Raw genomic sequence first — 18,506 nt, forward strand, 5'->3', positions numbered from 1 at the left:
CGGTGCCTGGTCGATCACTGCCGGGTCGGTCGACGAAATGAACCTTATGCCGGAAATTCCGGCGAGGCATTTCGGGACGGCCGGGCCTCGGCCACTCGCGCCCGGCACCTGATCCGGCCGACCCGTCGCGGTCAGTAGCGCAGTACGCCGGCGATGCCCTCGGCGTCGCCCAGCGTGCCGTCCGGGACGAAGCGGACCTGCGCGCCGGTGTCCAGGCACTGTTCGACGATCTCGTCCACGATGTCGTCGCGGGCGTCCAGATCGTCGGTGCCGGCCGGGACGAGATGGTCGCCGCCGTCGTCGCGTACGGTCACGCGGTAGTTCTCCTCGACGGCCAGCAGCCGGACCCGGCCCGCGGTCGCGTTCTGCCAGACCTCGTCGACGCCTGCCGCGAACGCCCGTCGGCCCTTGGCCGTTTCGAGTTCCCGCGCCACCGTGTCGGCGCTCTTGCGGTCCTCGGCCGTGACCAGGGGGCTGACCGCCTGCCACACGGCGTCGGCAGTCGCGTGCGCGAGACCGCCGTGTGGGACGTGGACGGCGTCCTTGGTGACGGTGCCGACCTCGTCGAGAAGGGAGAGCGCGGCCTGCTCGCCGGTGACGTACACCGGTCGCGGGTCGCCGCGCAGGAGACCGGCGAGGGCGGTGTCGCCGTCGCGCAGGAAGTGGCGGGTCCGCTCGTCGCGGAAGGTGCTCGGCAGGTCGCCGATGCGTTCCTTGCGCTCGGCGTCCGGGTCCTCCAGGCTCCGGGTGAGCGGGAAGCCGGCCGCCTCGGTCTCGACGACATGCCCCCCGCCGCCGCTCCACAGGGAGATCCGGTCCGCGGAGACGGCCAGTACCCAGAACGGACGCTCGGCGGCCTGTGCGGCGACGAGGTTGCGGGTCAGGAAGGTGTCCGAGAGGACGACGCGCTCCGGCACGGTCCGGGCCAGCGACCACACCTGGTGCTCCCCGGGCGCGGCGAAGATCGCGAGACCGTCCTCGGCGTGCGCCAGATCGACCTCCGCGAGCGCCTGCTCCAGCTGCCCGACGACGTCCATCCGCCGTTCACGGGTGACCGCGGGGTCGGATTCCAGCTGCTTCTTCGCCTCGGCCAGGACATTGCGCAGCCGCACGGGATCCTGCGCGTTGTCGGGCTCGCGGCGATGGGTCGGAGTGAGCACCGACGCGGCCGGATAGGGCCTCGGGCGGCGCAGTTCGGTGAGTGTGGTGGGGCTCAGAACATGCTCCATAGATGCACCATATGACCGAATGGGCGAACGGGCATGCGGAGGGGCGAGGTCGGGCGAACCGGGTGAGGCGGGCGTCGAGGTCGTCACGATCCTCACTCCTCCGCCCCGCACGAGCTCCCGTCGGCCGGCAGCGAGCCGTACAGCAGGAAGTCGTCGACCTTGCGGTGCACGCACTTGGAGGACCCGTAACCGGTGTGGCCCTCGCCCTTGTTGTCGAGGACGACCGCCGACGAGCCGAGCCGTGCCGCGGTCTCGGTGGTCCAGCGGTACGGGGTCGCGGGGTCGCCGCGGGTGCCGACGAGGAGCAGCTTCGGGGTGTCGACGTCGCGGACCTCCTCGCGGATGTAGGTGGTGCCCTTCGGGCGGCCGTAACACATAAGGACCTGGGTGAGGCGGTACTGGCCGAAGACAGGTGAGGCGGCCTCGTAGTCGGCGCGCAGTCGGTCGATGTTCTCGGTGATCTGGTCGGCGGTGGGCCGGTCCGGATCGTCGGCGCAGTTGACGGCCATCAGCGCCGCCGGGAGGTTGTCGATGGGAATGTCGCCCTCGTCGACCAGGCCCCCCTCCCCGTCATCGGCGAGCCCGCCGTCGCCGGGAACCGTGATGCCGCCGGGCAGCGAGACACCGCCGCCGGCGAACCGCATGATGCCCCGGGTGTCGCCGTCCTGGACCAGCGAGGTCAGCGCCTGCGAGAGGGCCGGCCACAGCTCCTTGCTGTAGAGGGCCTGAACGATGGCGCCCACCAGGTCCTGACCGGAGAACGGTTCGCCGAAGTCCCCCGGCACCGGGTCCTCGTCCAGCGACTCGACCAGCCGCACCACGTCCTGCCGGGCGGTGCGCGTGTCCTGTCCGAACGCGCAGTTGATGTCCTCGGTGCACCAGTCGAGGAAGCCCTCAAGGGCCGTCTGCTGGCCCTGCGCGCCGACGATGCCCTGTTCGCTCAGTGGTTCGGTGAGGGTGTCCACGCCGTCGAGCACCAACCGGCCCGTCTTCTTGGGGAACTGGGCCGCGTACACAGCGCCCAGCCGCGTGCCGTACGAGAATCCGAGGTAGTTGAGCTTCTTGTCTCCGAGGGCCTCGCGCAGTACGTCGAGGTCGCGCGAGACGTTGACCGTGCCTATGTGGGACAGCACGGGCCCGGAGTGCTCGGCGCACTCGGCGGCGGCCCTGCGCAGCATGTCGAGAGCGGCCCGCGGGTCGTCGCTGTCGTCCGCGTCGGGATCCGCCTCGTCCACGGCCTCGCCCGTCCCCTCGCCGCAGCTGACCGGGGAGCTTCTGCCGACGCCGCGCGGGTCGAAGGTCACCACGTCGTAGCCGTCGGTCAGGCCCATGAAGTCCGCGCCGCCCGCGGCGAGTTCGCTGACTCCGGGCCCGCCGGGGCCGCCGAAGTTCAGCACCACCGAACCCCTGGACTTCCCCGTCGCCCGGACCCGGGCCAGGGCGAGGTCGAGTGTCCCGTCGGCCGGTTTCGCGTAGTTGACCGGGACGGTCGCCTTCCCGCACTGCAGGTCCTTGGGCAGGCCGTCGCCCTCGCAGGCGGACCACTTGATGCGCTGGTCGTAGAAGCGGGACAGATCGGGTCGGTCGGTGTCCGCCGCGGCGACCGACGGCAGCCCGGCTCCCAGCAGGGCCAGCGTCACGGCGCCGGTGAAAGCCCGGCGTTGATGCGTGGACAGCATGAAGGCCTCCCGGAACGCCCCGGCGCGCGGCCGGGGATTCCCCCTCGATCACGATAAGGGGGCACCCCCGGCCACGCCTCCCGGCGGGCGGACCTGCGCCTGAGCCCTTAATCTGCGTGCCGCGCGCCCCACGGCGCGGTGTTACGGCATCGCGCCGGACAGTTCGACTGGGGCACCGCCCGTTGGGGTGAAAAATCGGCAACCCACTAACCCGCATCGCCCACCGGCGTTTTATCCGGTGCGGGCGAGTGCCCGCGTCCATGTCTGGAAGGCAGGGAACCTATGAAACGGGTTGCCCGAAATGGTTTGATCATCGCGGCCGCCGCCTCCGGCGCCGTGGCCGTGACGATGCCGGTGTACGCGGACTCCGCGGCGGACGGCGGCACGGCCCACTCGCCGGGGGTGATCTCCGGCAACACCATTCAGCTCCCGGTGCACGTTCCGGTGAACGTGTGCGGGAACACGGTGAACGTGGTCGGACTCCTCAACCCCGCAGCGGGCAACCGCTGCGCCAACGAGGGCGGCCACGGCAAGGGCGGCGACGGCAAGGGCGGTGCCCATGAGGGTTCCGCCGGTGCGGTCGCCGAGGGAGGGGCGGAGGATTCACCGGGTGTGATCTCCGGCAACGGCGTGCAACTCCCGGTCCAGCTCCCCGTGAACGTCACCGGCAACTCGGTGAGCGTCGTCGGCATCGGCAACCCCGCTGTCGGCAACGAGTCCACGAACACGTCCCGGGAGCGGCCGCACCACCCGGACAAGCCGGTGTCGCCCCCCGCCCCGAAGCCGGTGGAGCCGCCGAAGAAGCCGGAGCGACCGGCGAAGTCGGCCGAGCCGGAGGTGGAGCCCGAGGCGCCGCGCGCCGTGCCGCAGGAGCCCGGAGCGTCCCTCGCCCAGACCGGCACGGACCTGATGGGCCCGACGGTCGCGGCCAGCGCCGCGCTGATGCTGGGCGGCGCCGCGCTGTACCGGCGCTTCCGGACGGCGGTCACGCCCCGGTCCGGGCACGCCGGTGCGGGTGGTCCGGAGTCCGCGGACGGCTCCTGACCGGAGCCTGCGGTCCACCGGGCTCGCGGCCGGTCGTGGGCCCGGGCCGGTGACCGTACGTCGACCCGGCCCGCGGCCGCCCACTCGGACCGGACCCGCGGACGTGGTCCCGGTCGCGGACGGACCCGTACCCACGGTCGTCCGCGCACCGCCCCCTCGGCAGTGCGCTGAATCGCGCCACGGCAGTACACCGCGTCGATTCTCAGCCGAGTGACACCTCCGAGGACGGAAGACCCCACCGGGCACACCAACCGGTGGGGTCTCCCTCTGACAGCGCCCGTGTGGTCCTCATGCCCCGCGCACACCCCTCGTGCCAGGCACACGCCTCATGCCCGGCACACCCCTCGTGCCCGGTACGCCGCCCAAACCCCGGCACCACCCCCTCACGGCCCGGCGCTCAGGAGCCGGCCGGGGCCACGTCCTCGCGCAGCACGCTGTACCGCACCCCGTCCCGCCACCGCCCATCGCGGAACCCCGCACTTCGCAGCACTCCCTCGCGGGTGAACCCCGCCTTCTCCAGGGCCCGTTGCTCGGCGACGTTCTCCACCTCGGTGTCCGCCTCGATCCGGACCACCTGCGTATGCGCGAACAGGTACTCGACCAGCAGCCGCTGCGCCCGCGTACCCACTCCCTTGCCACGGGCCTCCCGCAGCAGGGCGATCCCCATGTTCCAGTAGTACGAAGTGCGTGTGGCGACGATCTTGCGCCAGGCCACGAACCCCACCGCTTCCCCGTCGAGCGCCACGATCAGATGGCCCGCCTCGTCCGTGATCAGGCCGGTCTCGGCCCACTGCCGTCGCCAGCGTCCGGTGTCCCACCAGCCGTACCACTGGAAGGGGGAGGCTTCCTCGGGGTCGGTCAGGAACCGTTCCATCACGGTCAGGTCGTCCTCGCCCACCGGGCGCAGTGTCACATGATCCATGAACGGCCACCCTAGGCGCGGCCATCGGCCGTGTACTCCCCCTGCGAAGGGCACTGGCTCATTGCTGCGCCACGCACCTCGGCCATCGGGAAGGATGCTGCGCGGATGCGGCCGATCACCGCACTCCGCTTGCCGTGTTCCGCCCGCCTTCGATCTCTTATGACGAATGGAGCGCACAGATGATCCCTCCGAGCCCCGAAGGTCTCGTCGTCACGCAGGCATCGCTCGACGACTGGCCGGTGATCAAGGGGTGGGCGGCGGACGAGGGGTGGGATCCGGGGGAGTCGGACGGCGCGTGCTTCTTCACCCAGGATCCCGAGGGGTTCTTCCTCGGCAGGATCGACGGGGAGCCGGTCTCCGCGATCTCCGTCGTCAACTACGGCGCCGACTACGCCTTCCTGGGCTGCTATCTCGTACGCCCCGATCTGCGGGGCCGCGGCTACGGCCTCACCACGTGGAAGACGGCCCTCGCCCACGCGGGCGGCCGGACCGTCGGACTCGACGGCGTGGTCGCCCAGCAGGGCAACTACCGACAGTCGGGGTTCGAACTCGCCTACAAGACCTTCCGGTTCGGAGGCGTCCCGGCCCTGGGGGAGTCCGCCGGATCCGGCGTCCGGGTCGCCGAGGCGGCGGACCTCGGCGCGATCACGGCCTACGACAGTGCCTGTTACCCCGCCGACCGGCCGGCCTTTGTGGAGCACTGGCTCACCGGGCCCGGGCACCGCGCCCTGGTCCGGATCGTCGACGGGCGGCTCACCGGCTACGGCGTGATCCGGCCCGCGCTCACCTCGCTCCGCATCGGACCGCTGTTCGCCGACACCGCCGAGGACGCCCGCGCACTCTTCGCCGCACTGGCCGCCGAGGCCGACGGCCGCCCGGTCTCCGTCGACATCCCCGAGACGAGTGCCGCGGGAGTCGCCCTGGCCGAGGAGCACGGTCTGACCCCGTCGTTCGAGACGGCCCGGATGTACACCGGGCCTGTTCGCCCGCATGCCACGGACCGGGTCTACGGAGTCACCACACTCGAACTGGGCTAGCCGGACGGGCGTCTGTCGGCCGTCGTGGTCTCGCCGCGGTGGCTGAACATCCATGCCATGCGGGGCTCGACGACGAACCGGAACACGGAGCGTACCGGGCCCGAGCACAGCACCGTGATGAGCCCCACGGCGGCCGCCGTGACGACCAGCTCGCCGAGCGGGGTGCGCACCCACGCGTGGTCGTACCAGTCCCAGAAGCGGGACGCCTTGATGACGAAGCCGTGCAGCAGATAGCCGTACATCGTCCCGGCCCCCAGAGCGGTGCACCACAGGCGCCTGCCCGGTACCCAGGCCAGGAAGCAGCCGGTCAGGACCAGCGCGAGCAGGAACAGCGCCGGGGTCGTGAACAGCCCCGCCCAGGCCGGCGCGCCCTGACCCGTGACGCTGCCCCGGTGGTAGAACCATCCGGCGCCGAACCAGGGCGCCACCGCGTACGCCGCGCCGAGCGCCACCGCGGCCACCGGCAGTGCGATCAGCCGTACGCGCCAGGTGCGCAGCCGCTCGAAGTGCTCGGCGCGCAGCGTCAGTCCGAGCACGAAGAAGGGCAGGAAGCCCAGGATCCGCTGGATCGAGATGTCACCGCCCAGCTCGGGTGAGACGGCGGCCAGCACGGCGAAACCCAGGGCGACCGGCACCGGGTGGCGCAGCGCCAGCCAGATCGGAGTCGTCAGCCGCCAGACGAACAGCGCGACCAGGAACCACATCACGTACCAGGGATCGAGCAGGCTCAGCGGATAGCCCGGATCGTCCTGCGCCCAGCGGTAGAAGAGCGTGTAGGCGGTCTCGAAGACGAAGTACGGCACGACGACGGTCGTCAGCAGCCGGCGCACCCGACCCGGCGCCATGTCGAAACTCCGGGAGAAATAGCCGGAGACGAGCGCGAACGCCGGCATGTGGAAGGCGTACACGGTCAGATACGCCGCCGTCGCGGCTCTGCTGCCGTGGGTCAGCGGCTCCCATGCGTGACCGCAGGCCACCAGCACGATGGTGAGGTACTTCGCGTTGTCGAAGTACGGGTCTCTGCGGGCGGACGCCGGCCTGGCCCGTTTTTCCGGCAGGAGTTCCCGCAGAGCTACGGGTGCGGGGGCTGACAAGTCTTGCGACACCACATCTCCTGGCCTCGGGGCGGGCAACCGATCCGTCCCGCCTGCCCCCTCTCGTACGGCTCAGTCGTCGCGTACGTTCGCTCCCCGCGCGGACAGTCGTTCGAAAGCGGCCTCCATGGCGGCCGGGAGCCGGTCCGGCTCGGCGTCCGTCAGGGCGACGGCGGCCTCGTAGCAGGCCTGGCAGACGGCGGCGGCGAGCACGGCTGTCTCCCGGTCGGCCCCGTGGCGCTCCAGCGCGTCGATCGCCGCCCCTGCGTACGCGCGCTGCTTCAGCAGGCTGCGGGCGAGCAGTGCGGGATCCCCGTTGATCAGGCGCTCGCGCTCGGCCAGCCATGTGGTGTGTTCGGCGATGCTGCCCACGAGCGCGCTCAGGCCCGCGCGGCCCGCGTCCAGCGCGCGGTCGAGCGAGGCGCCGATGGGGGCGAGGGCGGCGGCAGCGTCGTCGACGGCCGAGACGAGTGCCTCGCGGTGCTGGTCCTCGTCCGCGAAGAGCACTTCCTGCTTGTCGGTGAAGTAGCGGAAGAAGGTCGTCCGGCCGACTTCGGCGCGGCGGGCGATGTCGGTGACCGTGACCGCCTCGAAGCCGTGCTCGACGAAGAGTTCCATGGCCGCGTCGATCAGGGCCCCACGCGTCCGCAGCCGCTTGCGCTCCCGGAGAGGGATCTCGTCGTCGCTGCTCAGCGGCTTGCCGTTGTCCATGGGGCCAGGATATCGGGTCGCGGGGTACCCGATCCATAATGGTATCGAGTACCGTTTGGTATCGAGAGCCGATTTTCTTCCTCGGGGATCGGTTCTCCGTCTTCGCGTGCCTCACCTCCTCTCCCACGGCCGGAGCAAGCCATGTCTGTCATCCCTTCTCCCGGAACCGTCCTCCTCACCGGCGCGGGCCGCGGTCTCGGGCGCGCCACCGCCCTGACGCTCCTGCGTGACCATTCGGACCTGCATCTCCTCGTCGCCGTCCGCTCGGATCCGGACGGACTCGCGGCGCGGCTCGCCGCCGAGACCGGCTCATCGCGGGTGCGCGGCGTCCTCTGCGACCTGGGCTCACTCGACTCCGTACGCCAAGCGGCCGACTCCATAAGGGAGTTGCTCGACTCCGGGGAGCTCCCGCCGCTGCGTGCCGTGGTGGCGAACGCGGGTACGCAGGCCGTCACCGCCACGGATCGGACGGCCGACGGCTTCGAAGTCACGTTCGGCACCAACGTCCTCGCGCACCATCTGCTGATCCGGCGGCTTCAGGACCGGCTGACGGTGCCGGGGCGCATCGTCCTCGTCGGCAGCGGTACGCACTTCGGGGACTTCCGGCACACCTGGGGGCTGACTCCGCCGCCGCGCACGGCTCCGGTCGCCGAACTGGCGCTGCCCTGGACGACCCCGGACGCCGACACCGTCAGGGCGGGCCGCTCCGCGTACGCGGCGAGCAAGCTGGCCACCGTGCACCTTGCGCACGAGCTGGACCGCCGCACCCCCGAGGGCATCGGCGTCTACACCTTCGACCCCGGTCTGATGCCGGGCACCGGCCTCGCCCGCGAGGCGGGACCGCTGGACCGCCTCGCCTGGAACAGCCTGCTGCACCTCACCCGGGTCCACCCGAGCTCGACCAACCCGCGCGTGTCCGGCCGCAAACTCGCCGGGGCGGCCGTCGGCGTGCCGGCCGCCCCGTCCGGGAGCTATCTCGACCGCGGCCGTCCCGTCCGGTCCTCGCCCGCGTCGTACGACCCCGCCCGCGAGACCGAGCTCTGGGAGGTACTGGAACGGCTGGTCGCCGCCAAGGGGGCCTATCCCTCGGCGTGATGGAAACGCCGGTGCAGGCCCCGCACCTCGTCGGCCAGCTCCGGGACGGGCCCCTCGACGGGCACGCCGGGTGCCACCTCCCGGATCGGCAGCGGACTGACCGGGGAAACGGGGACGCCCAACTCTCCGAGCCAGGACGACAGCTGCTCGGAGGACGCCACGTACACGATGCGGCCGAGGCCCACCCAGCCGTGCGCCGCCGCGCACATCGGGCAGTGCTCGCCGGAGGTGTAGACGGTCGCGGCAGCCCTCTCTTCCGGCGTCAGATGCGCCGCCGACCAGCGCGCCAGCTCGAACTCCGGGTGGCGGGTGCGGTCACCGGAGGCCACCCGGTTGTGGTCCTCGGCCAGAACCGTGCCGTCCGCGCCCACGAGCACCGACCCGAACGGCTCGTCACCGGAGTCCAGCGCCTCGGTCGCGAGTTCCAGGCACCGGCGCAGATGCTTCAGCTCGGCTTCACTCACCATGCCGTACCAGCCCTCCTGTTGACCTTGGGCCGACCGTACTCAACTCCGTGCGGCGCCGCGAGGGAAAGGCATGCCGACGCCCCGCGGACACGATCGCGAGCGTGACCGTGACCAGCAGGAATGTCGTCCAGGGGAGGGCGTCGGTACCAGAGCTCTCCAGGATCAGACCGCCGGTGAGGGAGCCGGCCGCGATGCCCGCGTTGTAGACAGTGGTCTGCAGCGAGGTGGCCACATCGGCGTTCACGGGACCGGAGGCGTCGACCAGCGCGGTCTGGATGAGCGTCGGCGTGCCGCCGAACGCCATGCCCCACAGGGCGACCGAGACCAGGAGCACGGCTCCATGACCGGCGTACGTGCCCAGCGCGAGCATCGCGGACGCGAGCAGGGCGAGCGCACCCAGCAGGGTCCGGCGCGGATGCCGGTCGATCAACAGGCCGGTGAGCCAGATCCCGACGACGGTCGCGGCACCGAACACCAGCAGCACCAGCCCCGTACGGCCGAAACCGGAGTGCTCCGAGAACGGTGCCACGTACGTGTACATCACCTGATGGCCGACGAGCAGCGTCAGCGTGACGGACAGGACCGTGCCGATGCCGGGCAGCGCGGCGACGCGAGGCAACGGCACGCGCTCGCCCCGCGCCTCACCGGGAAAGCCCGGCACCCGGCGTCGTATCCACACCGCGAGCAGCACGGCGAGCAGCGCCGGCGCGCCGAAGGCCGCACGCCAGCCGAGCGCGTCGGCCAGCGCCGTGCCCGAGGGAAGCCCCAGGGAGAGCGCGAGCGTGATGCCCGCCAGCACGATCGCGATGGCCCGGCCGCGCCGCTCGGCGGGCACCATCCGGGCCGCGTACCCCACGAGCATCGCCCACAGCGTGCCCCCCATCGCCCCGGCGACGAGCCGTGCAGCGAACGTCAACCCGTACGAGGACGACAGCGCGGTGACGGCGTTGGCGGCCGCGAAACCGAGCAGCGCGCCGATGAGCACCGGCCGCCGTGGCAGCCCGCGCAGCGCGGCGGTGAGCGGGATCGCGGCGAGGAACGACGCGACCGCGTAGCCGGTCACCAGGAAGCCGACCCGTGCCTCGGAGACCCCGAGATCCGGTGCCATCCGCGGCAGCAGACCCGCCGGAAGGAGCTCCGTCAGTACGGCGGTGAAGGCGGCCGCGGACAGGGCGAGCAGCCCCGAGAGGGGCAGACCGGGCTCTGCGGGTGTGGGCGGGGGCTCGGACGTGGGTGTGGGCTTGGACGTGGGTGTGCCGGGTTCTTCGGCCGTCGGTGCGGGCGTCATACGGCCATGCTGAAACGTTCACATCAGTGTGAGGGCAAGCCCGCCGCCGGGTGCCGGGACAGGTCCGCCGGGCGACGGGGCGTCAGCGCATCTCGCCCGCTCCCGTGTGCGAGTGCGGGCTTGTGAGCGGCCTGCCTTCGGCGAACGGGTCGAGGGTGAAGTCGGATCCCCGACGGGGCTGGTCCGCGTGGCTACTTCCTGGGCGAGCGCATGGGGTTGGTCGCCACGGGGTGCGCGTTCACCGCGGCGTGGGCCGTGCCGGACGCGCCGGGCAGGGCTGCGGTGCACGCCTCGACGTCTTGACGGGAGTAACAGCCCTCTCTATCGTCACGACCGCTCATTCGTAAAGTGTCCCGAAACTTTCGGGTATGCCTGCCCGTTCGAGGCCCGGCCTCCCTTGTCGGAGGTTGGGCCTCGATGGCCCCCGCCAGGGTGCCAACCCTTCCTCCGGACGACGAGGAGCCGCACATGGAACGCCTGACTGTTCGCAAGAGACTCGCCGCGTTATTCACCGGAGCCCTCCTGCTGGGAGCCGCTCTCACTTCCCCCGCCTCTGCCCAGGCGCCCGCACCCACCACGTGGACCGGCACTTGGGGCACTGCCCCCACCACCGTCCCCAAGACGGACACCACGACCTTCCACGACCAGACGATCCGCCAGATGGTCCACACCAGCATCGGCGGAACCGCCCTGCGTATCCGCCTCTCGAACGAGTTCGGCAAGCAGCCGCTGGAGATCGGCGAGGTGCACGTCGCCCGCCGCGCGCCAGGCACGGACGAACCGACCATCGACCCCGCCACGGACCGCCAACTGACCTTCTCGGGCAAGTCCTCGGTCTCGATCCCCGCCGGAGCGCCCGCCCTCAGCGACCCCGTCACGCTCCGCGTGCCCGCGCGTTCCGATCTCGTCGTGAGCCTCCACCTCCCCGGGAGCACTCCGGGATCGACGGTCAACTCCTTTGCGGCTCAGCGCAGTTACATCGCGGCGGGCAATGTGACGGGCGAGACCAGGATCGAGCCCCGGTCCGTCACGGAACGCTGGTACTTCCTGACCGGCGTGAGCGTCCGAGCCACCTCCCCAGGGCCTGCCGCCACGGGCAAGGCCTCCTCCGTCGTCGCGCTCGGCGACTCCATCACGGCCGACAACACCCTCGGCACCAACCACCGCTGGACCGACCACCTCGCCCAGCGTCTCCAAGGCCCTGGCGGCCCCCGTCACCCCGTCGGCGTCCTCAACAAGGGCATCAGCGGCAACCGCCTGCTCCATGACCCCAACCCGCCTGCCGGCAACCCCGCGGAGGCGTACGCCGCATACTTCGGCGAGAGCGGACTCAAACGCTTCGACCGTGATGTGGCAGCCCAGCCAGGAGTCCGAGATGTCCTCGTCCTGCTCGGCGTGAACGACCTGGGCCACCCCGGAAACATCGCCCCGCTCTCCGAGAAGGTGACCGGGCAGGACCTGATCGACGGCCACCGGCAGCTCATCGCCCGCGCCCACGAGCGCGGACTGCGGATCTACGGAGCCACCATCACGCCGTTCAAGAACGACACGCTCGGCTTCTACACGCCCGAGAACGCGGCGGCGCGCCGGACCTTCAATCACTGGCTGCGCACGAGCGGCGAGTACGACGGTGTGATCGACTTCGACGCCGCGCTGCGGGACCCGGCCGATCCCGAGCGACTCCTCGCCGCCTACGACAGCGGCGACCACCTGCACACCAACGACGCGGGGCGGGAGGCGATGGCACGAGCGGTGCCGCTGCGCTTCTTCAAATGACCACCGGCACCGGCACTGGCACCGGCAGCGCAGCGTGGTGTCCGAATCCCGCCAGCATCCGTGATCGGGACACCCCACTATGAGGAGTGGAACGAAAGCGTATGAAAGGGAGGCCACGATGACCGCCTATACGACGATCGACAGCCCGGTGGGCGAACTGCTACTGGTGGGTGAAGAGACCCCGGACGGCGTCACGTTGACGTCACTGTCCATGCCGGGGCAGCGGAACGCCCCTGCCGTAAAGCCCGGTTGGCGGCGGGACCCTGACCGCTTCGCGGACGTCACCCGGCAGCTGAAAGCCTATTTCGCCGGTGAACTCACCGAGTTCGACATCGAGTTCACCCCGAGCGGCACGGACTTCCAGCAGCGTGTGTGGCATGCGCTGGAGAAGATCCCGTACGGCACGTCGACCACGTACGGCGCGCTCGCCGAGCGGCTCGGTGTGCCCCGCGAACGGATCCAGGCGCTGGGCGCGGCGATCGGAGCGAACCCCTTGCTGCTGGTGCGCCCCTGCCACCGGGTCATCGGCGCGGACGGCACCATGCGCGGCTACGCGGGCGGTGTGGAGCGCAAGGCCCGGCTCCTTACCCACGAGGGCGTCCTGCAGCCCACCCTCCTCTGACCCCTGAGGCACCTCTCACCATGAACCACACCACACACCCGGCGGCCCGGGTCGCGGCGCAGGACTGGGCCGCCCTGACCGACGAACTCGACGAGCACGGCAACGCGCTCACCGGACAGCTCCTCACCCCCGGGCAGTGCCACGAGATCGCCGCCCTGTACGACGAGGACGACCGGTTCCGCGCGACCATCGACATGGCCCGCCATCGCTTCGGCTCCGGCCAGTACCGCTACTTCACCCATGAACTACCGGATGCTGTAAGGGAGTTGCGGGAGGCGTTCTATCCGTGGCTCCTGCCCGTCGCCCGCGACTGGGCCGAGAGACTGGGGCAACCCGCCCCCTGGCCCGACACGTTGAGGGAGTGGGTGGAGCGGTGCCACGCGGCCGGACAGTCCAAGTCCGCCCAGATTCTGTTGCGTTACGGGCCGGGCGACTGGAACGCCCTGCACCGGGACGTGTTCGGCGACCTGCTCTTCCCGCTCCAGGTCGTGATCGGTCTCGACGCCCCGGGAGCCGACTTCACAGGCGGCGAGTTCATCATGACCGAGCAGCGCCCGCGCGCCCAGTCCAGGGGCTCGTCCACGACCCTGCCCCAGGGCCACGGCCTGATCTTCACCACCCGTGACCGCCCCGTGGCTTCCAGGCGGGGCTGGTCCACCGGGCCCATGCGGCACGGGGTGAGCACGGTCCGTTCCGGGCGGCGACGCACGCTCGGGCTGGTCTTCCACGACGCCAAATGATGACCCGGTCGGCGGCCGGGACACCCACTCGCCCGAAACTCCGTTGCCCGCCCGTCCCACGGATGCTGGAGTGGCGTAATGGATCACGCAGCGGTACTGGCACTGTTCGACCGTGACATGCGCGAGGGCGCGCGCCCCTTCGGCCTCGACTCCGTGGTGGAGCGTGTCGCAGGGGTGGTGCGGCATGTCGGACCCGAGAAGGGCTGGAACGGGGTGCTCTGGTCGGACCTCTCGGAGGCCGACGCGGACGCGGCGATCGCCGGGCAGGTGCGCCATTTCGCGAGCCTGGGCCTGGAGTTCGAGTGGAAGCTGTACGCGCACGACCGGCCCGTCGACCTGGGCCGACGGCTGCGCGCGGCCGGCTTCACGGCCGAACCCGAGGAGACGCTGATGATCGCGGAAGTCGGCGAGCTGGACCTCGACGTCCGGCTGCCGCAGGGCGTCGAGCTGCGGCCCGTCACCGACGCGGCGGGCGTCGACCTCGTGGCCGACGTCCATGAGCAGGCCTTCTACGGCACGGACAGCTCCCGGCTCCGCCACCTGCTGCTCACCCAGCTCGCCGAAGAGCCGGACACCGTGGTCGCGGTCGTGGCCCTCGCCGATGACGTGCCGGTGAGCTCGGCCCGTATGGAGCTCATCCCCGGCACACGGTTCGCGGGACTCTGGGGCGGCGGCACCGTCGAGGCCTGGCGCGGCCGGGGCATCTACCGCGCACTGGTCGCCCACCGCGCCCGTATCGCCGCCGACCGCGGCTACCGCTATCTCCAGGTCGACGCCTCCGACGAGAGCTGCCCCATCCTCGAACGACTCGGCTTCGCCCCACTGACGACGACCACGCCGTACGTGCACGCGGCCTCGTAGTCGGAAGGGGGCATGTCACCCGGACCCGGGTAGGACAACGCCGCCTCGCAGATCGAGTCACAGATCGAGTTGGTACTCCACCGCCCTGTGCGTCGGCAGATAGCCGAGCGTGTCGTTGATGCCGCGCATCGGTGCGTTGCTGTCGGCCGTGTCCGTGAGCAGGCCGCCTAGTTCCGGGTGGTGTTCGCGGGCCTGCCGGATGGACTGTGCCTTCATCCAGAGGCCGAGACCGTGGCCCCGGTGTTCGGGCAGTACGCCGGTCCCGTAGTGCTGTGCGTCCCCCCGGCCGTCGCCGGGCACGACGAGCTCGGAGAAGCCGACGACCGACCCGTCCGAGGTGTCCACCACGGCGACGGTGTGCAGCAGTTCGCCCCGCTTGGCGATGGCCTCGGCGGCCGAGAGCACGCGGTCCACGTCCCAGACGACCGTGCCGTAGTCGGTGCCGTCCATCGGCATGTCGTCCATGGCCCGGCGCGATTCGGCGAACGTTCGGGCCAGTTCGGGCGGCACCGTGCCCTCCCACTGGAGCAACCGGTAGCCCTCATGGGGCTGTTCGACGATCTCGTCGATCCGGTGGAGGTCGGCGTCGGCCAGCGGGAGCCGGGCATACGTCAGCGCCAGCACCCTGCGGAAACCGCGCGCCGTCAGGAAGAGGTCGCCGGGGGAACCGGCCTCGGCCTGGGCGAGGAGGGAGCGGCGCCGCTCGTCCCGTGCCGCCGCGACAGCCGCGTCCAGGAGGGCGCCGCCGACACCGCGCCGGCGCTCCGTCCGGTGCACGGCGATCTCCAGCTCGGCGAGATGCTCCTGCCCTTCCTTGGTGAACAGCCGCAGAAAGGCGGACCCGGCCGGCGCCCCCTCGTCGTCGGACGCGAGCCATGCCAGACGGCGGCTCGACGCGCTGGGCCGGGGATCGGTGAGTGCGGTGATGCGGTGCGGCAAGGTCGTTCTCCGTCACGGTCGAGGTGCGGTGCGGGCTGCGGGGGGAAACCCGCAGACGCTAGCCGTGACGGAGAACGACCTGCAACAGCTTTTCGTACTGCTCGTACTGCGACGCGCCATGCGGTTGACGGAGGACACCTCGTGGAGCGCCGGCGTGCGGTGCGCCGGGATCTGTCCTGGTCAGCGGCGCCCTGCCTTCGACCGGTCCAGGGCCGCGACACCGAGCGCCGCGAGTCCGATCTGGATCAGCCACTCGATCCAGTCCACTCCGTTGGTGTCGGACACGTCGAACGCGTTGGCCAGTGCCGAACCGATGAGCGCGGCCACGATGCCGACCGCGATCGTCCACAGAATGCCGATGCGCTGACGGCCCGGAACAACGAGCCGGCCCAGCACACCGATGATGATGCCGATCACGATGGCACTGATGATGCCCGAGATCTCCATCTCAGCCCCTCTTCGCCCCTCTTCGTCATACTCCTTACGTCTACAAGTGCCCCGTCGGCGAGAGTGCAGTCCGGGCGGTTTTCCTCAGCCGACGCCGTCACCGGTCCAGCCGGTGACTCCCAGTACTTCGCGCGCGATGTCGATCACCTCGCGGTCGTCCGTGACCACCCGTACGGTGTCCGCGGGCGCCCGTTCCTCCAGCAGCCTGGCCTTGTGCGCGCTGCCCCGCAGCTCCTGCTCCAGCTCGGATCCCAGCTCGCGCCCCTTCAGCCGCTTGGCGGCGGTGGCGTCGGAGGCGGTGAGGAGCACGCGTACGAGCCGTACGTCCTCGCCCATCGCCCGCTCGAACATGCCGGCGGCCTCGGTCAGCACGCTCACGGTGTTCGTGTAGATGAGGCGGCGGTGGCCGAGCTCGGCGAAGTTCGCCCACACCGCCGCCAGATTGCGCTCGGTGATCCCCGCCCGGTGCGGATCGTCCTCCGGTGCCGGATGCACCTGCCCCATGAAGTCGCCCTCCAGCACGGCGTGGGCGACCTGCGCCCGCCGCAGCCGGGCCGAGACCTCCCAGCCCACTGTCGACTTCCCGACACCCGCGCGCCCACCGATGAGCAGAACCTCCGCATGATCCATGGGAGCAGCCTGCCAGCCGGGAGCGCGCTCCCGCGATCGAGAACCGCCCGAAGGGTTACGCGGCGCCGCCGGTGAGGCTCCACGTCCGCAGGGTGATCTGCCGCCCCCGTGACGTCCGCAGTACGGGCTCGTCGTCGGTGAGCGTGAAGCCGGTGGACCTGGCGACGGCGATGCTGGCCGCGTTGCCCTCCTCGATGCACAGCACCACGCGCCGCGCTCCCGTGTGGCGCACCGCGTACTCCGAGAGGAGGCGGACGGCCCGGGAGGCCAGCCTCCGGCCCCGGTGGGCGGCTCCCACGCCGTAGGCGATCTCGACGTCCCGCTCGTCGGCCTTGCTGCGGAACAGCAGCACCTCACCCTGGGGCAGGACCCCGTCCGTGGTGATCGCGAGCTGCACCTTGCGTCCCTGCGCCCGCGCCTCCTGGGCCTCGGTGAGATAGACCTGCGCCGCCATCGTGTCGAACGGCGAGGCCACCGGCGTCCAGCGGGCGATCTCGGGGTCGTCGTACAGCTCGACCAGGGCGGGGATGTCTTCCTCGGACCATTCGCGCAGGTGAATACCCTCTCCTTCGAGCCGCAGGGACGGAGGCGGGGCGAGTGTCAGCGGGCTGTCCATGAGGCGATCCTGCCCGCGCGCGGACGGACGGCCAAGGGCGCGTGAGTGTCGCTCACCGCACGACGGAGCGCCCCAGATCGGCGAGCCCCTGGTCGGGAGCGGTCGCGCGGCGCACGGCCTCGCGGATCACCGACACGGGATCGTCCTGGTGGTAGATCCTCTCCGACGGCTCGATGCCGTCCAGGAACTCCTGGTAGCGCACCGCGTACGCGAGATGCGCGAGCGGCTCGGCGACGGCCAGCGCGCGGGCAGGATCGCTGCCCGGTACCTGCTCCAGCCACGCGTCCGCCCAGACGCGGGCAGCGCCCGCTCGGACGGCCTCGGGAAGGAACGCGTGCACGCGCAGCGCGTCCAGGACCGGGTTGCCCCAGTGCGCGTCGGCGAAGTCGACGACCACCGGGGGCCCGCCGTCGCTGCGCCAGTTGCCGGGGTGGAAGTCGCCGTGCACGACCGTGTCCGGCAGCCCGCACTCGTCGAGCAGTCGCCAACGGTCCGTCAACTCCCGTGCCACGTGGAGCTCATGGGCGGTCAGCCCGCCGGAGACAGGGCCGTCGAGCAACTCCCGGACCCGCTCCGCGAAGACGGACGTACGACGGTCCGGCAGGCTCGCGGGCCGTTCCTCCGGCCGTACGGCGAGGGCCGCCTGCGCCGCGACGAAGCGCCGCACTCCGGAGGCGGCCGTGTCCGCCGACGCCTTCCAGCAGTCCTCGCCGGGGATGTGCTCCATCAGGACGCGTCCGCCGGCCGCGCCCAGAACGGTCGGGACCAGCCCCGGATCGATGCGGGCGAACGCGGAGATGACCTCCGCCTCGTCCGAGGCGAAGTGCGGAGTGGCCTTGAGCCAGACCGGACCCCGGTCGGTGGGCAGCCGGAAGAGCCCGGCCAGGTTCCAGGTGCGGCGCTGCTCCACCGGCCCGGTCACCGGCCGGCCCCTCCCGGCCAGCGTGCGTGTCGACCAGTCGAGCAGCTCCCGGAGTCCGTCGAGCCGCGCCCAGGGAGCCCGCAGCGGATCGAATCCGTACAACATCCCCGGATCCGCCGGAAGTTGGAGCAGTATGCCCGGACGCTCCAACGCCTCGACGTGGTACGTCACATGGCCGTCGCGCCCGCCCTCCCCGCCGTCCACGGACAGCAGACGGACCACCAACACCCGTACCCCGAGCGCCTGTTGCAGACGCCGGACGACCGGCTCGACCTCGGACCACCACGGCACGTCGACGGAGAAGGGGCCGACGGCGCCGAGAAAGTCCTCACCCGACGTCACCCACGCACTGAAAGTTCGGCTCACCGCGACAGTCTGAGCGAGCCG

20 protein-coding genes are annotated in these 18,506 nt (G+C 71.3%); 7 read left to right on the plus strand and 13 right to left on the minus strand.

Features of this window, described 5'->3' with window-relative positions; genetic code table 11:
* Positions 1–131: 131 nt before the first annotated feature.
* Together ACZ5VQ_RS31540 and ACZ5VQ_RS31545 are read right to left on the minus strand one after the other, a co-directional pair.
* A complete protein-coding gene (locus tag ACZ5VQ_RS31540; RefSeq protein WP_469107874.1) occupies positions 132–1,229 on the minus strand; it encodes a baeRF3 domain-containing protein in 1,098 nt (365 codons plus the stop codon).
* 92 nt (positions 1,230–1,321) lie between these two features.
* The gene (locus ACZ5VQ_RS31545) at positions 1,322–2,908 is read right to left on the minus strand and encodes an alpha/beta hydrolase (protein ID WP_469107875.1); all 1,587 of its coding nucleotides are present in this window, start codon (positions 2,906–2,908) and stop codon (positions 1,322–1,324) included.
* A gap of 282 nt (positions 2,909–3,190) precedes the next feature.
* On the opposite strand from ACZ5VQ_RS31545, the gene ACZ5VQ_RS31550 reads away from it, so the two are divergent.
* Positions 3,191–3,952 (plus strand): chaplin, encoded by a 762-nt coding sequence (locus ACZ5VQ_RS31550; RefSeq protein WP_469107876.1) that lies wholly within the window; start codon positions 3,191–3,193, stop codon positions 3,950–3,952.
* A gap of 397 nt (positions 3,953–4,349) precedes the next feature.
* On the opposite strand, the gene ACZ5VQ_RS31555 is transcribed toward ACZ5VQ_RS31550, so the two are convergent.
* Positions 4,350–4,874, minus strand: a complete 525-nt coding sequence (locus ACZ5VQ_RS31555; protein ID WP_362085081.1) for a GNAT family N-acetyltransferase — start codon at positions 4,872–4,874, stop codon at positions 4,350–4,352.
* Positions 4,875–5,053: 179 nt separating this feature from the next.
* Here ACZ5VQ_RS31555 and ACZ5VQ_RS31560 point away from each other — a divergent pair, with 179 nt between their 5' ends.
* Positions 5,054–5,911: a GNAT family N-acetyltransferase gene (locus ACZ5VQ_RS31560; RefSeq protein ID WP_469107877.1), complete on the plus strand. Its 858-nt coding sequence runs from the start codon at positions 5,054–5,056 to the stop codon at positions 5,909–5,911.
* Here ACZ5VQ_RS31560 and ACZ5VQ_RS31565 read toward each other — a convergent pair.
* Positions 5,908–7,017 carry an acyltransferase family protein gene (locus tag ACZ5VQ_RS31565; protein ID WP_469107878.1) on the minus strand — a complete coding sequence of 370 codons (1,110 nt, stop codon included), beginning with the start codon at positions 7,015–7,017 and terminating at the stop codon, positions 5,908–5,910. The genes ACZ5VQ_RS31560 and ACZ5VQ_RS31565 overlap by 4 nt on opposite strands.
* Before the next feature lie 60 nt (positions 7,018–7,077).
* Positions 7,078–7,716 (minus strand): TetR family transcriptional regulator, encoded by a 639-nt coding sequence (locus tag ACZ5VQ_RS31570; protein WP_469107879.1) that lies wholly within the window; start codon positions 7,714–7,716, stop codon positions 7,078–7,080.
* Between the two features lie 141 nt (positions 7,717–7,857).
* Between ACZ5VQ_RS31570 and ACZ5VQ_RS31575 the strand changes: the two genes are divergently transcribed.
* Entirely contained in the window at positions 7,858–8,811 is a 954-nt protein-coding gene (locus tag ACZ5VQ_RS31575) for an SDR family NAD(P)-dependent oxidoreductase (protein WP_469107880.1), read from the plus strand.
* Here the strand turns inward: ACZ5VQ_RS31575 and ACZ5VQ_RS31580 are convergent.
* The 3 genes from ACZ5VQ_RS31580 to ACZ5VQ_RS31590 all read right to left on the minus strand — a co-directional run bounded on the left by ACZ5VQ_RS31580 (position 8,796) and on the right by ACZ5VQ_RS31590 (position 10,907).
* On the minus strand, positions 8,796–9,278 hold the full coding sequence (locus ACZ5VQ_RS31580; RefSeq protein WP_469107881.1) for a nucleoside deaminase: 483 nt from the start codon (positions 9,276–9,278) through the stop codon (positions 8,796–8,798). The genes ACZ5VQ_RS31575 and ACZ5VQ_RS31580 overlap by 16 nt on opposite strands.
* Positions 9,268–10,566 carry an MFS transporter gene (locus tag ACZ5VQ_RS31585; protein ID WP_469107882.1) on the minus strand — a complete coding sequence of 433 codons (1,299 nt, stop codon included), beginning with the start codon at positions 10,564–10,566 and terminating at the stop codon, positions 9,268–9,270. The genes ACZ5VQ_RS31580 and ACZ5VQ_RS31585 overlap by 11 nt, the downstream gene beginning before the upstream one ends.
* A 191-nt stretch (positions 10,567–10,757) precedes the next feature.
* Positions 10,758–10,907 carry a hypothetical protein gene (locus ACZ5VQ_RS31590; RefSeq protein ID WP_469107883.1) on the minus strand — a complete coding sequence of 50 codons (150 nt, stop codon included), beginning with the start codon at positions 10,905–10,907 and terminating at the stop codon, positions 10,758–10,760.
* A 127-nt stretch (positions 10,908–11,034) separates the two neighbouring features.
* On the opposite strand from ACZ5VQ_RS31590, the gene ACZ5VQ_RS31595 reads away from it, so the two are divergent.
* The 4 genes from ACZ5VQ_RS31595 to ACZ5VQ_RS31610 all read left to right on the plus strand — a co-directional run bounded on the left by ACZ5VQ_RS31595 (position 11,035) and on the right by ACZ5VQ_RS31610 (position 14,565).
* Entirely contained in the window at positions 11,035–12,342 is a 1,308-nt protein-coding gene (locus tag ACZ5VQ_RS31595) for an SGNH/GDSL hydrolase family protein (RefSeq protein WP_469107884.1), read from the plus strand.
* 118 nt (positions 12,343–12,460) lie between these two features.
* Positions 12,461–12,964 carry a methylated-DNA--[protein]-cysteine S-methyltransferase gene (locus ACZ5VQ_RS31600; protein WP_469107885.1) on the plus strand — a complete coding sequence of 168 codons (504 nt, stop codon included), beginning with the start codon at positions 12,461–12,463 and terminating at the stop codon, positions 12,962–12,964.
* 20 nt (positions 12,965–12,984) lie between these two features.
* Positions 12,985–13,704, plus strand: coding sequence for a 2OG-Fe(II) oxygenase (locus ACZ5VQ_RS31605; protein ID WP_469107886.1), 720 nt, complete (start codon positions 12,985–12,987; stop codon positions 13,702–13,704).
* Positions 13,705–13,782: 78 nt separating this feature from the next.
* Positions 13,783–14,565 carry a GNAT family N-acetyltransferase gene (locus ACZ5VQ_RS31610; RefSeq protein ID WP_469107887.1) on the plus strand — a complete coding sequence of 261 codons (783 nt, stop codon included), beginning with the start codon at positions 13,783–13,785 and terminating at the stop codon, positions 14,563–14,565.
* 57 nt (positions 14,566–14,622) lie between these two features.
* On the opposite strand, the gene ACZ5VQ_RS31615 is transcribed toward ACZ5VQ_RS31610, so the two are convergent.
* The 5 genes from ACZ5VQ_RS31615 to ACZ5VQ_RS31635 form a co-directional block, all read right to left on the minus strand.
* Positions 14,623–15,504: a GNAT family N-acetyltransferase gene (locus ACZ5VQ_RS31615; RefSeq protein WP_469107888.1), complete on the minus strand. Its 882-nt coding sequence runs from the start codon at positions 15,502–15,504 to the stop codon at positions 14,623–14,625.
* Between the two features lie 180 nt (positions 15,505–15,684).
* Positions 15,685–15,951 (minus strand): GlsB/YeaQ/YmgE family stress response membrane protein, encoded by a 267-nt coding sequence (locus tag ACZ5VQ_RS31620; RefSeq protein WP_200400619.1) that lies wholly within the window; start codon positions 15,949–15,951, stop codon positions 15,685–15,687.
* A gap of 84 nt (positions 15,952–16,035) precedes the next feature.
* Positions 16,036–16,581 (minus strand): ATP-binding protein, encoded by a 546-nt coding sequence (locus ACZ5VQ_RS31625; RefSeq protein WP_362085052.1) that lies wholly within the window; start codon positions 16,579–16,581, stop codon positions 16,036–16,038.
* A gap of 55 nt (positions 16,582–16,636) precedes the next feature.
* The gene (locus ACZ5VQ_RS31630) at positions 16,637–17,197 is read right to left on the minus strand and encodes a GNAT family N-acetyltransferase (RefSeq protein WP_469107889.1); all 561 of its coding nucleotides are present in this window, start codon (positions 17,195–17,197) and stop codon (positions 16,637–16,639) included.
* Between the two features lie 52 nt (positions 17,198–17,249).
* Positions 17,250–18,485, minus strand: coding sequence for an aminoglycoside phosphotransferase family protein (locus ACZ5VQ_RS31635; RefSeq protein WP_469107890.1), 1,236 nt, complete (start codon positions 18,483–18,485; stop codon positions 17,250–17,252).
* Positions 18,486–18,506 lie beyond the last annotated feature (21 nt).

The sequence above is a fragment of the Streptomyces sp. NPDC033178 genome (genome assembly GCF_055577685.1).

Coding starts and splice junctions, on each gene's coding strand:
- ACZ5VQ_RS31605 (WP_469107886.1), top strand. CDS start 12,985: ATGAACCACACCACACACCCGGCGGCCCGGGTCGCGGCGCAGGACTGG.
- ACZ5VQ_RS31545 (WP_469107875.1), bottom strand. CDS start 2,908: ATGCTGTCCACGCATCAACGCCGGGCTTTCACCGGCGCCGTGACGCTG.
- ACZ5VQ_RS31610 (WP_469107887.1), top strand. CDS start 13,783: ATGGATCACGCAGCGGTACTGGCACTGTTCGACCGTGACATGCGCGAG.
- ACZ5VQ_RS31620 (WP_200400619.1), bottom strand. CDS start 15,951: ATGGAGATCTCGGGCATCATCAGTGCCATCGTGATCGGCATCATCATC.
- ACZ5VQ_RS31585 (WP_469107882.1), bottom strand. CDS start 10,566: ATGACGCCCGCACCGACGGCCGAAGAACCCGGCACACCCACGTCCAAG.
- ACZ5VQ_RS31550 (WP_469107876.1), top strand. CDS start 3,191: ATGAAACGGGTTGCCCGAAATGGTTTGATCATCGCGGCCGCCGCCTCC.
- ACZ5VQ_RS31560 (WP_469107877.1), top strand. CDS start 5,054: ATGATCCCTCCGAGCCCCGAAGGTCTCGTCGTCACGCAGGCATCGCTC.
- ACZ5VQ_RS31595 (WP_469107884.1), top strand. CDS start 11,035: ATGGAACGCCTGACTGTTCGCAAGAGACTCGCCGCGTTATTCACCGGA.
- ACZ5VQ_RS31575 (WP_469107880.1), top strand. CDS start 7,858: ATGTCTGTCATCCCTTCTCCCGGAACCGTCCTCCTCACCGGCGCGGGC.
- ACZ5VQ_RS31580 (WP_469107881.1), bottom strand. CDS start 9,278: ATGGTGAGTGAAGCCGAGCTGAAGCATCTGCGCCGGTGCCTGGAACTC.
- ACZ5VQ_RS31555 (WP_362085081.1), bottom strand. CDS start 4,874: ATGGATCATGTGACACTGCGCCCGGTGGGCGAGGACGACCTGACCGTG.
- ACZ5VQ_RS31540 (WP_469107874.1), bottom strand. CDS start 1,229: ATGGAGCATGTTCTGAGCCCCACCACACTCACCGAACTGCGCCGCCCG.
- ACZ5VQ_RS31590 (WP_469107883.1), bottom strand. CDS start 10,907: ATGAGCGGTCGTGACGATAGAGAGGGCTGTTACTCCCGTCAAGACGTC.
- ACZ5VQ_RS31570 (WP_469107879.1), bottom strand. CDS start 7,716: ATGGACAACGGCAAGCCGCTGAGCAGCGACGACGAGATCCCTCTCCGG.
- ACZ5VQ_RS31600 (WP_469107885.1), top strand. CDS start 12,461: ATGACCGCCTATACGACGATCGACAGCCCGGTGGGCGAACTGCTACTG.
- ACZ5VQ_RS31630 (WP_469107889.1), bottom strand. CDS start 17,197: ATGGACAGCCCGCTGACACTCGCCCCGCCTCCGTCCCTGCGGCTCGAA.
- ACZ5VQ_RS31625 (WP_362085052.1), bottom strand. CDS start 16,581: ATGGATCATGCGGAGGTTCTGCTCATCGGTGGGCGCGCGGGTGTCGGG.